At 35.0% G+C, this 16,211-nt stretch carries 18 protein-coding genes; 13 read left to right on the plus strand and 5 right to left on the minus strand.

Going from position 1 to position 16,211, the window contains the following annotated elements; genetic code table 11:
• Nucleotides 1-99: 99 nt before the first annotated feature.
• From ribD to H8R24_RS00195, 3 genes are read left to right on the plus strand one after another with little or no spacing between them, the layout of a single operon-like run.
• A complete protein-coding gene (gene ribD, locus H8R24_RS00185) occupies nt 100-1,143 on the plus strand; it encodes a bifunctional diaminohydroxyphosphoribosylaminopyrimidine deaminase/5-amino-6-(5-phosphoribosylamino)uracil reductase RibD (protein WP_187016736.1) in 1,044 nt (347 codons plus the stop codon).
• Nucleotides 1,136-1,738 (plus strand): HAD family hydrolase, encoded by a 603-nt coding sequence (locus H8R24_RS00190; protein ID WP_187016566.1) that lies wholly within the window; start codon nt 1,136-1,138, stop codon nt 1,736-1,738. Before ribD ends, H8R24_RS00190 begins: the two co-directional genes overlap by 8 nt.
• Nucleotides 1,739-1,747: 9 nt before the next feature.
• The gene (locus H8R24_RS00195; RefSeq protein ID WP_187016567.1) at nt 1,748-2,380 is read left to right on the plus strand and encodes an IMPACT family protein; all 633 of its coding nucleotides are present in this window, start codon (nt 1,748-1,750) and stop codon (nt 2,378-2,380) included.
• A gap of 22 nt (nt 2,381-2,402) precedes the next feature.
• On the opposite strand, the gene H8R24_RS00200 is transcribed toward H8R24_RS00195, so the two are convergent.
• The gene (locus H8R24_RS00200; RefSeq protein WP_187016568.1) at nt 2,403-2,804 is read right to left on the minus strand and encodes an acyl-CoA thioesterase; all 402 of its coding nucleotides are present in this window, start codon (nt 2,802-2,804) and stop codon (nt 2,403-2,405) included.
• A gap of 195 nt (nt 2,805-2,999) precedes the next feature.
• Here H8R24_RS00200 and dnaA point away from each other — a divergent pair, with 195 nt between their 5' ends.
• The 10 genes from dnaA (at nt 3,000) to scpA (ending at nt 12,884) form a co-directional block, all read left to right on the plus strand.
• Nucleotides 3,000-4,427, plus strand: coding sequence for a chromosomal replication initiator protein DnaA (dnaA, locus tag H8R24_RS00205; RefSeq protein ID WP_187016569.1), 1,428 nt, complete (start codon nt 3,000-3,002; stop codon nt 4,425-4,427).
• Between the two features lie 7 nt (nt 4,428-4,434).
• Nucleotides 4,435-4,902 carry a low molecular weight protein-tyrosine-phosphatase gene (locus H8R24_RS00210; RefSeq protein ID WP_187016570.1) on the plus strand — a complete coding sequence of 156 codons (468 nt, stop codon included), beginning with the start codon at nt 4,435-4,437 and terminating at the stop codon, nt 4,900-4,902.
• A 95-nt stretch (nt 4,903-4,997) separates the two neighbouring features.
• Nucleotides 4,998-5,720 carry an SAM-dependent methyltransferase gene (locus H8R24_RS00215; protein WP_187016571.1) on the plus strand — a complete coding sequence of 241 codons (723 nt, stop codon included), beginning with the start codon at nt 4,998-5,000 and terminating at the stop codon, nt 5,718-5,720.
• A 65-nt stretch (nt 5,721-5,785) separates the two neighbouring features.
• On the plus strand, nt 5,786-5,929 hold the full coding sequence (locus H8R24_RS00220; RefSeq protein WP_187016744.1) for a hypothetical protein: 144 nt from the start codon (nt 5,786-5,788) through the stop codon (nt 5,927-5,929).
• A gap of 90 nt (nt 5,930-6,019) precedes the next feature.
• A complete protein-coding gene (locus H8R24_RS00225) occupies nt 6,020-7,147 on the plus strand; it encodes a methionine aminotransferase (protein WP_187016572.1) in 1,128 nt (375 codons plus the stop codon).
• A 67-nt stretch (nt 7,148-7,214) separates the two neighbouring features.
• Nucleotides 7,215-8,096: an SDR family oxidoreductase gene (locus H8R24_RS00230; protein WP_187016573.1), complete on the plus strand. Its 882-nt coding sequence runs from the start codon at nt 7,215-7,217 to the stop codon at nt 8,094-8,096.
• A gap of 229 nt (nt 8,097-8,325) precedes the next feature.
• Complete coding sequence (gene udk / locus H8R24_RS00235) at nt 8,326-8,934, plus strand: uridine kinase (RefSeq protein WP_187016574.1); 609 nt, start codon at nt 8,326-8,328, stop codon at nt 8,932-8,934.
• A 56-nt stretch (nt 8,935-8,990) separates the two neighbouring features.
• A complete protein-coding gene (locus H8R24_RS00240) occupies nt 8,991-9,323 on the plus strand; it encodes an FtsB family cell division protein (protein ID WP_187016575.1) in 333 nt (110 codons plus the stop codon).
• Nucleotides 9,324-9,341: 18 nt separating this feature from the next.
• Complete coding sequence (locus H8R24_RS00245; RefSeq protein WP_187016576.1) at nt 9,342-10,706, plus strand: methylmalonyl-CoA mutase subunit beta; 1,365 nt, start codon at nt 9,342-9,344, stop codon at nt 10,704-10,706.
• A 48-nt stretch (nt 10,707-10,754) separates the two neighbouring features.
• Nucleotides 10,755-12,884 (plus strand): methylmalonyl-CoA mutase, encoded by a 2,130-nt coding sequence (scpA, locus tag H8R24_RS00250; RefSeq protein WP_187016577.1) that lies wholly within the window; start codon nt 10,755-10,757, stop codon nt 12,882-12,884.
• Nucleotides 12,885-12,960: 76 nt separating this feature from the next.
• Here the strand turns inward: scpA and H8R24_RS00255 are convergent, their stop codons facing one another.
• The 4 genes from H8R24_RS00255 to H8R24_RS00270 all read right to left on the minus strand — a co-directional run bounded on the left by H8R24_RS00255 (nt 12,961) and on the right by H8R24_RS00270 (nt 16,206).
• Nucleotides 12,961-13,602, minus strand: coding sequence for a peptidoglycan-binding protein LysM (locus H8R24_RS00255; RefSeq protein ID WP_187016578.1), 642 nt, complete (start codon nt 13,600-13,602; stop codon nt 12,961-12,963).
• A gap of 96 nt (nt 13,603-13,698) precedes the next feature.
• Nucleotides 13,699-14,619, minus strand: coding sequence for a DUF2279 domain-containing protein (locus tag H8R24_RS00260; protein WP_394354167.1), 921 nt, complete (start codon nt 14,617-14,619; stop codon nt 13,699-13,701).
• Nucleotides 14,620-14,621: 2 nt separating this feature from the next.
• A complete protein-coding gene (gene mltG / locus H8R24_RS00265) occupies nt 14,622-15,662 on the minus strand; it encodes an endolytic transglycosylase MltG (RefSeq protein WP_187016579.1) in 1,041 nt (346 codons plus the stop codon).
• A gap of 10 nt (nt 15,663-15,672) precedes the next feature.
• Entirely contained in the window at nt 15,673-16,206 is a 534-nt protein-coding gene (locus H8R24_RS00270; RefSeq protein WP_187016580.1) for a GNAT family N-acetyltransferase, read from the minus strand.
• Nucleotides 16,207-16,211: the final 5 nt, after the last annotated feature.

The raw sequence follows: 16,211 nt of genomic DNA on the forward strand, positions 1-16,211 counted from the left end.
ACGCTATAATTATTAAAACACAAAAATAGAAATACTTTATTGTTATTTAGACCTATTTTTAAACTAAATCATAAACTCAAAAATAACTACTTTTGTATGGTGAAGAAAAATGAAACATACATCAAGCGTTGCATCGAATTAGCAAAAAACGGATTGGGAACTACGTATCCAAACCCGTTAGTAGGAAGCGTTATAGTCTATAACGACACCATTATTGGCGAAGGCTGGCATAAAAAAGCCGGACAACCACATGCCGAAGTAAATGCTGTCAATTCCGTTAAAGACAAATCGCTATTGCAAAAGGCTACTATATATGTAAGCCTAGAACCTTGCAGTCATTTTGGAAAAACACCACCTTGTTGCGATTTGATTATCCAAAATAAAATTCCAAATGTGGTAATAGGAACTGTTGATCCCAACGAAAAAGTGGCGGGTAACGGAATTAAAAAATTAATTGCCGCTGGAATCAACGTTACTGTAGGCGTTCTAGAAGCCGAGTGCAATGAGTTGAACAAGCGTTTTTTTACTTTTCATCAAAAGAAGAGGCCTTACATCATTTTAAAATGGGCCGAAACCCAAGACGGCTTCATAGCACCTACAACCAAATTAGAAAACAAACCCGTTTGGATTACCAATACCTATTCACGTCAACTGGTGCATAAATGGAGAACTGAGGAGCAAGCTATTTTAGTAGGCACCCAAACTGCTATTGACGACAACCCAAAATTAGACGCTAGAGACTGGAGCGGACATAATCCGGTACGCATTATTATAGACCAAAACAGTCGCATACCACACAGCAATCATGTATTTGACAATCAAACAAAAACAATCATTTTAACTAAAACTACAACCGCTATTTCTACAGAAAACTGTATCTTTGAATGTATTGATTTTAAGCAAAATATAGCTTTACAGGTAGTAAATGTGCTTTATAAACACCAAATACAGTCGGTTATAATTGAAGGAGGCCGACAAACTTTACAGACTTTTATAGCCGAAGACCTATGGGACGAAGCAAGAGTTTTTAAGGGTGCTCCTTTTTTTCTATCAGGAACAAAAGCACCTCTATTAGAAAAAAAACAATTCGAAAAACACTCGATTGGCACCGATGAATTACTAATTTACAGCAACCATGATTGATACTATCATTTTTGATTTTGGCGATATTTTCATCAATCTCGACAAACAAGCTACAGTTGACGGCCTTAAAAATTTAGGGTTACAAGAATGGAATAAAGAACTCCAGCAGCTGAACTTTTCATTTGAAAAAGGTGAAATATCCGAAGAGCAATTCCTAAACGGTATTCAAAAACAGATTCCCACTGCCAGTATAAAAGAAATAAAAAAAGCTTGGAATGCAGTATTACTAGACTTCCCTCTCTATCGATTGGAATTTCTGCAATTGCTATCCAAAAAATACCGCTTATTTTTATTGAGCAATACAGATGCCATACACATCAGCCGATTTGAACACAAAAGCGGGATTTCATTTTACAGTGATTTTTACCAATGTTTCGAAAAAGTGTACTTTTCATTTGAAATGGGTATGAGAAAACCAGATACCGCAATTTACCAGCAGCTTTTAAACAATCATGAATTGCAAGCCAAAACCACTTTGTTTGTAGATGATAAAAAAGAAAATACCGATGCCGCACTTTCCATCGGACTACAGGTTTGGAATCTGCAAGTAGGCCAAGAAGACGTCATTGATTTATTTACAAAAAACATCCTTTAATTATCCCTTTTGGAAGAAAAAGACACCTATAATACTATTGAAACCGAACCTGATGAAATTTTATTCAAAGAGAAAAACAGTAAATTTTACGGTTATGCTTTTCCAATTGAATCAGAAGAAGAGGTAAAACCAATCATTGATGTACTTAGAAAAAAACATCCCAACGCAGGGCACTTCTGTTATGCCTATCAAATAGGTACTGATACACTAGCTTACAGAGCCAATGATGATGGCGAACCTAGCAACTCCGCAGGAATGCCTATTTATGGACAATTGCAATCCTTTGACGTTACAAATACATTGATTGTTGTGGTTCGATTATTTGGCGGGACTAAATTAGGTGTTGGTGGATTAATTTCGGCCTATAAAACTGTCGCACAGCTCACGCTTGCAAATTGTACAATTGTAGAAAAAACGATTAACATTCATTATGTCATTTCATTTGATTATCAAAACATGAATAAAGTGATGCGAGTGATTAAAGAAAAAAAACTCGGCATCGTTTTACAAGAAATGGAAATCAAAAAAGAAACAGGATTACCAATTGGTAAAATCGAAATAAAAACACGTAAAAAAAATGCCGAAACGATTTTCGACATTTTTAATTCTATTTATGAAATTGAGATTAAAATTAAAGAATAATTACTTTATTCCAGACTAAATCCTAAATACTCAAAAGTTTCTCTTTTACATAGTCAGGTGGTACCACAGGACGACTTGTTTTCATGTCTACAAAAACCAAAACTGAGTTGCCAATTGTTAATAACTCCGATTTTTCATTATAAATTTTGTAGTCAAATTCTATCTTAACACTAGTCTGACTTTTAAAAATAGTTTTAACTCTTAAAAGATCATCATATCTCGCCGGTTTTTTGTAATTTATGTTCAATGAAACCACTGGAAGCATCACACCATTCTCTTCCATCCATTTGTAAGAAACCCCAAGGTTTCTAAGCCATTCCACCCGACCCATCTCAAAATACTGTGCATAATTACCGTGGTAAACCACACCCATTTGATCCGTTTCGGCGTATCTAACTCTTACTGAATATTCATGTTCTTTCATTATAAAATCTATTTTTTTTATTAATTTTTTATGTCTCAATATCTACTTACAACAATATTTGTTTAAAATCAACCTCTAATTATTTTTTTTTACAGAAATTTGTTCACATATTTGTTACCCCGAAAAAAACCAAATATTATTTGATTTTATTCAACAAAATATCGATTACTAAATAAAATAATTTACACAGAATTTATGAACAAGACTGCTCAATCAGTATGGGAAAACTGCTTGTCTTTTATCAAAGACAACATTCAAGACCAAGCATTCAAAACTTGGTTTGAACCGATCAAATCAGTTGAGCTTACCGATAATGCGTTATATATTCAAGTTCCTAGTAAATTTTTCTACGAATGGCTTGAAGAACACTATGTCAAATTATTAAAAGTGGCATTAACTAAAGAACTTGGTAAAAACGCAAAGTTACTTTATAAAATCAAGATGGAAAACACTTATGGTAATAAACAACCGTTTACGGAACAATTACCTAGTGCTAATAGAGCACCAATGAAACCACAAAATGTGGACGCTCCTTTTAAAAACATCGATCCTGAATTAAAAAATCCATTTGTAATTCCGGGAATTAGAAATTTAAAAATCGAATCACAACTTAACGCTAATTATAGTTTTGATAATTTCCTTGAAGGGGATTCAAATAGATTAGCGCGTTCTGCAGGTATGGCTGTTGCCAATAAACCTGGAGGAACATCTTTCAACCCCTTATTGATTTTTGGAGGTGTAGGACTAGGTAAAACACACTTAGCGCATGCCATAGGAGTTGAGATCAAAGACAAATATCCTGAAAAAACGGTTTTATATATTTCTGCCGAGATTTTCACACAACAATACATTGACTCCGTAAAGAAAAACAATAGAAATGATTTCATTCACTTCTATCAATTAATTGATGTTTTAATTATTGACGACGTACAATTCCTTTCGGGTAAATCAGGTACGCAAGATGTGTTTTTCCACATTTTTAACTATTTACACCAAAACGGAAAACAAGTAATCCTTACTTCGGATAAAGCGCCTGTTGATATGCAAGATATTGAGCAACGCTTATTATCTCGTTTTAAATGGGGATTATCTGCTGAGTTGCATCAACCAGACTACGAAACAAGAATTTCAATCTTGAAAAACATCTTGTATCGTGATGGAGTTGATATGCCAGATGAAATCATTGAATATGTAGCACGCAACATTAAATCAAATGTTCGTGAACTTGAAGGAGCAATAATTTCCTTAATAGCACAATCTTCTTTCAATAAAAAAGAAGTGACTATTGACCTTGCTAAAAGTGTAGTGGAGAAATTTGTAAAGAACGTGAAACGTGAAATTTCTATTGATTACATTCAAAAAATTGTTTCTGATTATTTCCAATTGGATTTAGAAACATTGCAATCAAAAACTAGAAAAAGACACGTAGTACAAGCAAGACAATTAGCCATGTTTTTTGCGAAGAAATTCACAAAAGCTTCTTTGGCCAACATTGGCTCACAAATTGGAGATCGTGATCACGCTACCGTATTACACGCTTGTAAAACCGTTGACAACTTAGTTGCTACTGACAAACAGTTCAAGAAATTTGTTGACGATATTCACAAAAAACTAACGTTATAAAAATACCATGCCCGTAAAAATTTTAATGGTATGTTTAGGCAACATTTGCCGTTCACCATTGGCAGAAGGCATTTTAGCTTCTAAACTTCCAAAACAAAAATTTACAGTAGATTCAGCAGGAACTGGTTCTTGGCACATAGGCCATGCACCAGATCCACGCTCTATCAAGACGGCCAAAAAAAACAAAATAGATATTTCAAAACAAAAAGGACGACAATTTAGCCCTGATGATTTTGAAAATTTCGATTATATCTATGCTATGGACAAGTCCAACTATGACGATCTAATTGACTTAGCTCCTACCCAAGAAGAAAAAAACAAAGTACAAATCATATTGAACGAATTGTACCCCAACGAAAATGTTGATGTTCCGGATCCTTATTATGGAATGCCAAACGGATTTGATATGGTTTATAACATGCTAAATGAAGCATGTGATACGATTGCTAAAAAACTAAAAGAGAAACACTTGTAACGTTCGATTGTTTTTTCGATCCAAAACAAATTTCTTTATTTTTTAATGCTGTTCTTTGTGTTTTTATATTCGAATTAAACTTAAAAATACACACAATGAAACCAAACGCTTTATTAGGAAAACTCTATTTAATCCCAACTACAATGGGAGAATGTGACCCAATGGATGTTTTACCTCAAACCGTAAAAAGGACCATTGACTTTATAGATCATTACATTGTAGAAAACGACAAAACGGCCCGAAAATCAATCAAAGAAGTTAATCCAGAGAAAAAACAATCTGAATTAGTTTTATATACATTGAACAAACGCACCGAGGTTAAAGAACACCTTGATTTCATTAAACCATTACTAGAAGGCAAAAACATGGGATTAATGAGCGAAGCAGGCTGTCCTGGCGTTGCTGATCCTGGTGCTGTAATTGTAAAACTAGCGCACGAAAAAGGAATTCAAGTTATTCCTCTTGTAGGACCTTCTTCTATTTTACTAGCAATGATGGCCTCTGGAATGAATGGCCAAAGCTTTACTTTTCATGGGTACCTCCCTATTGAAAAAGACGAAAAGAAAGCCAGTTTTAAAAGCCTGGAACGCATTTCATTTGAGAAAAATCAATCTCAAATTTTCATAGAAACACCCTATCGCAACAATAAACTATTAGAAGATTTAATACAGACTCTAAATCCGGAAACGCATTTATGTATTGCCACTGATATTACATTGCCAACAGAATACATTAAAACAAAGAAAATTGCAGCTTGGAAAAAAGAGACAATCGACTTGCATAAGCGCCCGACTATATTTATTATTCATAAAATGTAATTTTAAAACTACATTTAGAATATTTTATTATCTTTACTATATTAACTAAACTAAAACCTAGCAAGATGAAAATAAACAACAGGGATCTTAAAATATTTGTATTAGGAATGGTTGCATTGTTCGCTATTCAAACAGTTTACGACTGGAAACAAGTTAAAAAGGATATTACAACAGGGTTTCATGATGGATATAATTCGGGCAGTAAATAATTATAAAATAATTTCGAATTAGTTCGCACGCTAAATCTTTAAATCTAATTATAAAAGGCTATTTTTATAATTAGATTTAAAGATTTTTTTATGAGTAAACTACCCAACATAACAACAAGCATATTTACGGTGATGTCAAAAATGGCAGCCGAATATAATGCTATTAACCTTTCACAGGGTTTTCCTAATTTCCCGGTAGACCAAAAACTGACGACTATTGTAGGGCAACTAGCTACGCAAAATAGTCATCAATACTTGCCAATGGCTGGTTATCCTCCTTTATTGAACAAGATTAGTTTATTAATTCAAAAATCGTACGGCCGGACTCCTTTGCCAGAAAACGAAATACTAGTAACTGCAGGTGCTACGCAAGGGATTTTTACGGCAATTCAAGCGCTAGTAGAATCAAAAGATGAAGTAATTATCTTAGACCCTAGTTATGATTGTTACGAAGCTCCTGTTTTATTATGCAATGCTATTCCAGTGCGTGTTTCCCTCAACGATGATTACACTCCAAACTGGAAAAAAATTGAACAAGCTTGTACTGCACAAACAAAAATGATCATCATCAACAACCCACATAATCCTACAGGAAAAACCTGGGAGTTATCGGATTTTGATGCACTTGAAAATATATTAGTTCAATTCCCAAACATTCTTGTGTTATCAGATGAAGTTTACGAATTCATCACATTCGAAAAAAAGCATATATCTGCACACAGTAGAACAGCAATTCTAAACCGATGTATCATGGTATCTTCATTTGGCAAATCGTTCCATGTAACGGGTTGGAAAATTGGCTACCTCATTGCGCCAGAACATTTGATGATCGAAATTAAAAAAGTACATCAATTTCTAGTATTTAGTGTCAATAGCATTTGTCAAATTGCGATTAGTGAGTACTTAGACCTCGTATCAGTCGAAGAAATAAGTCAAATGTATATCGAAAAACGCAACTACTTTCGAAACTTATTAAAAGGGAGTCGGTTTGAACTCTTACCTTGCGAAGGAACCTATTTTCAAGTAGCTTCTTACGCTAGTATTTCAAATGAAAACGATGTAGATTTTTGCAAAAAATTAATTACAGACTACGGCGTTGCCGCCATTCCCATCTCTACATTTTATGAAAACAAAAAAGACCATCAGCTCATACGCTTTTGCTTTGCAAAAGACGACATTACCTTAGCTGAAGCTGCAAAAAGATTGAGCAAGATCTAAATTATTTTTAATTTAGTATGCATGCATACTAAATTAAATTTGTTATATTTACAATAAAAAACACATTATGAGTTATACAGACAAGATGTTACGCGATGACGCACTAGTAGGCAAAGTAATAGTTGTAACCGGTGGAGGAAGCGGATTAGGAAAAGCGATGACTAAATATTTCTTAGAATTGGGAGCTAAAGTTGCCATTACCTCGAGAGATTTAGACAAACTAAAAAATACCGCATCAGAACTAGAAACAGAAACGGGAGGAACATGCTTGCCTTTGCAATGTGATGTACGTCATTACGAGGAAGTAGAGAATATGTTGCAAGAAGTATTAAAAGCTTTTGGCAAAGTTGATGTACTGCTAAATAATGCTGCAGGAAACTTCATTTCTCCTACCGAAAGATTATCTGCAAATGCGTTTGACACTGTGATTGATATTGTTTTAAAAGGAACCAAAAACTGTACACTTGCTTTTGGGAAACATTGGATTGATACTAAACAAACCACGTCGTCAATCTTAAACATTGTAACTACCTATGCTTGGACAGGATCGGCTTATGTTGTTCCAAGCGCAACTGCCAAAGCTGGAGTTCTTGCAATGACACGTAGTCTTGCTGTAGAATGGGCAAAATATGGCATTCGAACCAATGCAATAGCACCCGGACCATTCCCTACAAAGGGCGCTTGGGATAGACTACTACCAGGAGATCTAGCCGAAAAGTTTGACATGGCCAAGAAAGTGCCTTTACAACGTGTGGGGGATCACCAAGAATTAGCCAATTTAGCTGCGTATTTAGTCTCTGACTTTTCGGCTTATGTAAATGGCGAAGTGATTGTGATTGATGGAGGCGAATGGCTCAAAGGAGCTGGACAATTTAATTTACTAGAAGCCATTCCAGAAGAACTTTGGGACCAACTAGAAATGATGATAAAAGCAAAAAAGAAGAAATAACAAATCACTAATTTGAAAAACTGGAGCGCTAATTGGTTAGCGCTCTCTTTTTTTTGACGCTTATTCAAATTAGATCTAAAAAAAAAAGAAAAGAATAAGTGAGGTAAATTACAAATCCAAAAAACACCAAAAATAAGTATATCAAATTAACAAGATTTCCAGCAAAAACAAAAACCGCTCGCAATTAAATTGCTATTTTTGTTCCATAAATATATAACTCAACTATTTTATGCTTATTATCGGTATTGCAGGAGGAACAGGAAGTGGAAAAACAACAGTAGTTCATCAAATCATGAATGAATTACCAGAAGCAGAAGTAGGTATTATTTCTCAAGATTCATATTATAAAGAAAACAACAATTTAAGTTTTGCCGAACGTGCATTAATTAATTTTGACCATCCCAGAGCTATTGATTTCGAATTATTAGTAGCCCATTTAAAAGAATTAAAAGCCGAAAAAACAATTCACCAACCCGTTTATTCTTTTGTAACACACAACAGAACAGAAGACACAATAACAACGCACCCAAGAAAAGTGATGATTGTTGAAGGAATTTTAATTTTGGCAAATCCAGAACTTAGAGATTTATTTGATGTAAAAATTTATGTTCATGCCGACTCAGACGAAAGACTAATTCGTCGTTTAAAAAGAGACATTGCAGAACGTGGTCGCGATATGGATGAAGTTTTAAATCGTTACCAAAATACGCTAAAACCAATGCACCAACAATTTATTGAGCCTACTAAGGCTTTTGCAGATATCATTATTCCAAACGATAAATACAACACTGTTGCTATTGATGTGGTTAGAGCAGTGATTAACCAAAGAATTCTATAATTTTATTGTATTTTTATAGCAATTCGAAAAACAAATAAGGGCTTAACAAAAAATAAATGACAAATCCATACAAAGACAAAGCTTGGTTTAAATTCTTAAGTAATAAATACGTCTGGGTTTTACTTTTTTTTGGCACCTGGATGATTTTTTTAGACAACTATTCTTATTTTGATCATCGCTTTTTAAACGATCAAATTGAAGAATTAGAAGATAATAAAGAGTACTACAAACAGGAATTAAAAAAAGATGAAGGGCAAATCAAGCAACTCAAAAATCCTGAACAAATAGAAAAATATGCACGCGAGAATTACTACATGAAAAAAGACAGTGAGGACATTTACCTCATCGAGTTTGAAGGTGATACGCTAGACGACAGCAATAAAAATTAAATTATAAACACTATTTCAATGGCTACTAATTTATTTGAAGATTTCGACCCTGTTTCTTCCAAACAATGGAAACAAAAAATCCAGTTTGAACTAAAAGGAGCCGATTATAACAATACCTTAATTTGGAATTCCCCCGAAGATATAAAGGTAAAGCCTTTTTATCATAAAGATGAGTTTACTAAAGCGTATGCGATCACAACCAAGGCGTCTGAATTTAAAATATGTCAAAACATATTTGTTTTTGATATTGAAAAATCCATCGAAAGAGCTGTAGATTCTTTAAATAGAGGTGCGGAAAGCCTTCGTTTTACGATAGAAAACGACACTGTAGACATTAGTAAACTGCTAGAAAACTTACCTTTAGAAAATGTTTCTGTTTACTTTAATTTGAATTTTATTTCAATCGATTTCGTAGCTAAAATAAATCAAATTGGTTCGCAAAAAAAAGCAAACATCTTTATCAACTTAGACCCAATAGGTCAATTAGCCAAAGACGGTAATTGGTTTTCAACCCATGAAAAAACCAACTTTGATACGCTCAATTTAATTGCTACTGCAACGCCTAACCATTCGATTCTAAGTATTGATGCTAGTTTGTATCAAAATGCAGGAGCCAATATGGTACAGCAAATCGCGTACAGTTTAGCGCATGCCAATGAATATTTTAATAGAATCCCAATAATCAATAATCCTATTGTTTTTCAAGTAGCAGTAGGAACTAACTACTTTTTTGAAATTGCAAAACTAAGAGCCATCCGACTTTTATACCAACTTATTGCAAAAGAATACAACCACAATTTAGACTGTCATCTATTTGTAACCCCTACAAAACGCAACAAAACATTGTATGATTATAATGTAAATATGCTACGTACGACAACTGAATGCATGTCGGCAGTTCTAGGTGGTGCTGATGCCATTGCTAATTTGCCTTATGATGCGTTGTACCATAAAGACAACGAATTTGGAGATCGTATTGCTCGCAATCAATTGCTGGTTCTTAAAAACGAAAGCTATTTTGACAAGGTAAACAATCCCGCTGATGGTAGTTACTATATTGAGACACTAACCAATCAATTAGCCGAAAAAGCGTTGGTCTTGTTCAAAGACATCGAAGCCAATGGCGGATTTTTGAAACAACTGAATGAAGGAATCATCAAAAGAAAAATTCAAGAAAGCGCAGACAAGGAACAGGCTTTATTTGATTCGGGTAAAGAAATCCTATTAGGAACTAATAAATACCCGAACAAAGAAGACCACATGAAGCAGGATTTAGAACTTTTTCCTTTTGTAAAGATCAATCCAAGAAAAACATTGATTACTCCAATAATTGAAAAACGTCTGGCCGAAAAAATCGAGCAAGAACGACTAGATTTAGAATAAAATCGATTCCGGAAATCAATTACAAACCGTCAAAAAATTAGTGTCAAGATGATAAGAAATGACCTTAGCCATATTAAACTAGAAAATAACGAACCAGCTGCTAGTAGCCCATCGACTGCAACAAAACATTTTGCCACAGCCGAAGGTATCAATTTAAAACCTACCTATTCACCAACTGATATTGAAGACTTGACGCACCTTGATTTTGGTGCTGGCTTTGCGCCAAATTTACGCGGACCATACACCACAATGTATGTGCGTAGGCCATGGACAGTACGTCAATATGCCGGTTTTTCGACTGCAGAAGAAAGCAATGCTTTTTATCGAAGAAATCTTGCTGCCGGTCAAAAAGGGCTATCCATTGCGTTTGACCTTCCTACACACCGTGGATACGACTCTGATCACGAACGTGTTGTTGGAGACGTAGGGAAAGCGGGTGTTGCCATAGATTCAGTCGAAGACATGAAAGTGTTGTTTGACCAGATTCCGCTGGCTGAAATGTCCGTTTCTATGACAATGAACGGTGCCGTTTTGCCTATTATGGCTTTTTACATTGTAGCCGCAGAGGAACAAGGAGTGGCACCCGAATTCTTATCTGGAACCATACAAAATGACATTTTAAAAGAGTTCATGGTACGAAATACGTACATCTACCCTCCTACTCCCTCAATGAAAATCATAGCTGATATATTTGAATATACCAGTAAAAAAATGCCCAAATTTAATTCGATATCAATATCAGGCTACCATATGCAAGAAGCGGGAGCAACTGCTGATATTGAATTGGCATACACCCTAGCAGATGGGCTAGAATACATTCGAACAGGACTAGCAACTGGAATGAAAATTGATGAATTTGCACCTCGCTTGTCTTTTTTCTGGGCCATTGGGATGAACCATTTCATGGAAATTGCCAAGATGCGTGCAGGAAGAATGATATGGGCCAAACTGGTCAAACAATTTGAACCAAAAGACGACAAATCACTCGCTTTACGAACACACTGTCAAACTAGCGGTTGGAGTTTAACAGAGCAAGATCCTTTTAACAATGTTGCGCGTACTTGTATTGAAGCAGCGGCAGCGGCATTTGGAGGAACTCAATCTTTGCACACAAACGCCTTAGATGAGGCAATTGCATTACCTACTGATTTTTCGGCTAGAATTGCTCGTAACACACAAATATACCTTCAAGAAGAGACAAAAATAACAAAAACCGTAGATCCTTGGGCTGGAAGTTACTATGTAGAAAGTCTGACAGATGAAATTGTACAAAACGCTTGGAAACTCATAGAAGAGGTCGAAGAACTGGGCGGAATGACAAAAGCAATCGAAGCTGGAATCCCGAAACTACGTATCGAAGAAGCTGCAGCTCGCAAACAAGCTCGCATAGACAGTGGTCAAGATATCATTGTGGGGGTAAACAAATACCGCCTAGAAAAGGAAGATCCTTTGCAAATTCTAGATGTTGATAACCAAATGGTGCGCAAGCAACAACTGGAACAACTCGATCATATCAAAGCAACTAGAGACAGTAAAAAAGTGCAAGATTCTTTAGATAAATTAATACTTTGTGCGAAAACAGGAGATGGTAATCTATTAGAAATTGCAGTTGAAGCGGCGAGAAACCGAACGACACTTGGAGAGATCAGTGATGCCCTAGAAACCGTTTTCGGAAGATACAAAGCACAAATTAAATCTTTTAGCGGCGTGTACAGTAAAGAAATAAAAGACGACAAAAGCTTTGAACAAGCCAAAAAACTAGCCGACGATTTTGCCAAACTAGAAGGCCGCCGTCCTAGAATTATGATTGCCAAAATGGGGCAAGACGGACATGATCGCGGTGCCAAAGTAGTCGCTACTGGTTATGCCGATGTAGGTTTTGATGTGGATATAGGTCCGCTTTTTCAAACGCCTGCCGAAGCAGCAAAGCAAGCTATTGAGAATGACGTTCATATTTTGGGCGTTTCATCATTAGCAGCTGGTCATAAAACACTAGTCCCACAAGTAATTGAAGAACTTAAAAAATACAACAGAGAAGATATAATGGTGGTTGTAGGCGGAGTTATTCCGGCGCAAGATTACCAATATTTATTTGATGCTGGCGCTGTTGCTGTTTTTGGGCCTGGAACAAAAATTAGCGAAGCAGCAATAAAAATACTTGAAATTCTAATGGATTAATTTCAACGTTAAGAACAATAAAAAAAGGCAGTCCAATTATTTCGAACTGCCTTTCTTATTATATCACTTTTTAAGCTTAATTTATACTTGCTACTGCATTTACATTAGCAACTATAAACGAGGTATCATAACCTCCAAATGCCTTCATATAACTTCTAATTGAAGTACCATAAGCATCTTTTATAAACTTCTTCCCATTATTCTTAAAATATCTTTTCACAGATCCAGCTCCACCTAAGTGCGCTGCAGCAAGAATACCAGATTCAGTTACCAATATACCATTCACTTCTGTACCTTCATATTTGTTAATTACGTCCTGTAATATCCATTTATTTTTTGACAAAAGGGCGATAAAGGCTCTTTCTTGCAATTTTGGGCTTTTAAGGAACTTTTCTCTGTCCTTAATACCAACTGATCTTAGGGTTTCAATACCAAATTGGTATTTTCCTAAATAGCCAAGGGAATTAATTTTTTTATACTTCCCTTCTGATTCTTTAAAGCCAAGAGCTTCCTTAAAACCAATAAATAAATTCCCAGTAAACGGGAAATTTAAATTGACATAATCATCTTCTTCTATAGATGGATATAAGTATCTTTTTCCATCCGTGTTTTTTATTAGAAACCAATCATTTTTCTCTACTTTAAGCGGTTTAAAACCTGCACTTAAAAAGGCTATTATAATCGCCAAACTTGTATAAAAATACCACTTCTTTACCATAAATTGTTTTTCTTCAAAACGCTGTCCCGTTAAGAAATTTCTGCGTGCAAAGATACAATAAATTTCATAAAGCTGAAAATCAAGTTGTTAAAGTTTTCAAAAATAGAAAATTCGACCTCTAAATCCCTCGTTAACTGAGTATTCAATCGTTGGCGCTGGGATTTTCAATGTATTAAAAACAGAAAAAACAGTCTTTAAAAAATGTGATTTTGTCTCTATTTTCGTCAGGTCTACGTCAAAACTCAAATAAAACTGTCTGACTCTTTTTGTTTGCGGAAGCAGTGAAACATCAGAATTTTCTTTATTGCCAGTCAACATTCCATCTGCGCCATATCCAATAGCAAGGTTAATCCATTTGGGTATTTTTGATGCTTTCGCAAAAGAATATAAATTAACCGAAAGCCAATACGTTTGTCCATTATAATCTTTTAGTATTTGCTCGGTCAAATTACTACCCAAAACAGCAGGTCTAGAAGCTGCCAAATGCGAACTATGAAAAGAAAATTTAGGAATAATTCGTTGTTCGTTCCACAACAATTCCTGAGAGACATATAGAGCAGTCCCTGAAGCATTTGCAATTATATCTCCTGATGAAGCACCCCATTGAGAAGAATAGCCATCTAGAACCTCCACAGCGGTTAAAAATGCAAAACCTAAACCTGCACCATAACACAGTTGCTTCTTTTTACTAGCTCCGCTCCATGCCAACAACTCAGAGCCAAACCTCCCCATTTGATAAGAAGAATAAAAATGACCCACTTTATCCATCTGAAGCCATTCGGAATTATCATTGATAAAATGGAAATTTGATCTGGGATAATCAGCGTACCAAAGCTGATTTAACCCCATCAATGCACCCGAAGCCAAGGTGACCTCGGAGACAATAACGGTAGTTTGACGTTTATTATTTAAAGAATCTGATGGACTTAAGAAGCTTTCCAGTTTATTTTGCGCTTGCAAACAATAGCAGCCAGTATATAAAAAAAGAAAGGCAATACAATAGAATTTATAAGTCAAAACTATCTTTTTACTCCCTGACTATTAATCCAATCTGAATATTTCTTAGCATTTTGATTATGCTCTGGCAACGTAGCCGCAAATTCGTGGTACCCAAAACGCTCCACACTCGCACAAAAATAAATAAAATCATTTTGCTCTGGGGCTAATACTGCTTCCAGCGCAGTAATATCAGGCATAGCGATAGGTCCTGGAGGAAGCCCAATGTTTACATAAGTATTGTATGGTGATGACATAGTCAAGTCTTTAAAAAACACTCTTTTAATTACTTGATTGAAATCATTGTCTTTTTTCTTGATCGCAAAAATCACAGTCGGATCAGCTTGTAACGGCATTCCCAAACGCAAACGGTTCAAGTAAACCCCCGCAATTCTTGGTCTTTCGTCTTTTTTAACAGACTCTTTATGTACAATAGAAGCTAAAATCGTAGCTTGAATAGGGTCTAAGCCTTGTTTTTTGGCATTGGCAACTCTTTCTTTATTCCAAAAATTACGATACTCCTTGATCATTTTATCCCGAAACTTCTCTGCCGATGTGTTCCAATACGTTTCATACGTATTAGGAATAAACATAGCCATTACATTATCTTCGTTAAAACCATTTTCTTTCAAGAAAATAGAATCTTTGAATGAGTTTAATAAAGACAAACTATCCGCTTCAATTTGTGATCCTACTCTTCCTGCAAGATTTTCAATTCTTTCTTGATTATTGAATGCTAATTTTACTGGCACATTGCTTCTCAATGATTTTACCAATTCATAACTATTCATCCCTTTTGTCAATAAAAAACGACCTGACTTTACATTTTCAGGATAGCTCATCTTTCCAGCTACCATCTCAAAACGATCCATATCAATCACATAATCGGACACCATTTTCTGAACATCTGCATATGTAGCATTTGTTGGAACGTGGACAAAAACTTCTTTGTCTGAAAACTTAGTATTATCAGCAAAAATTTGACTCATTAAAACAAATCCGTAAATAATTAATCCTGCTACCAAAACAATTGCTGCTATTGAAATCGATTTTTTTAAATTCAAAACTTAAATATTAAAGTTGATTATTGATTAATTGAAAAACGGCTTCGTCCTTGTAAATGCCATTGACCAGATTCCAATCTTTTTTTGTACCTATATTTTTGAAGCCAAATTTAGTAAAAAGAGCGATACTAGATTTGTTTTCACTGCCAATATTTGCATATAATTGATGCAAATTTAAATGATAAAAAGAATAATGAATTAACAGCTCTAAAGCTTCTGATCCAATATTTTGATTCCGGTTCCCTTGTTCTTGAATTACAATACCTACTCCTGCCCTGTTATTCTTTGGATCAAAATCAAACAAATCGATTAATCCAAGAGCTGGATAATCTTGATCTTGACAAATTGCTAATCGCAATTGCTTTGCTTCATAGATGTCTTGATGTGCATTTTCTAAGTATTGCTTCACCAAAAATCGACTATAAGGCGTTTGTGTATTGCTTACTTCCCAAATACTTTGGTCGTTCTCTATGGCATAAATAAACTCCAAATCATTGGTTTCAAGTGCTCGAATGTATATGTTTTCTCCTTTTAGAGTGATCATTATCT

The organism is Flavobacterium muglaense, assembly GCF_014305155.1.
Taxonomy (GTDB): domain Bacteria; phylum Bacteroidota; class Bacteroidia; order Flavobacteriales; family Flavobacteriaceae; genus Flavobacterium; species Flavobacterium muglaense.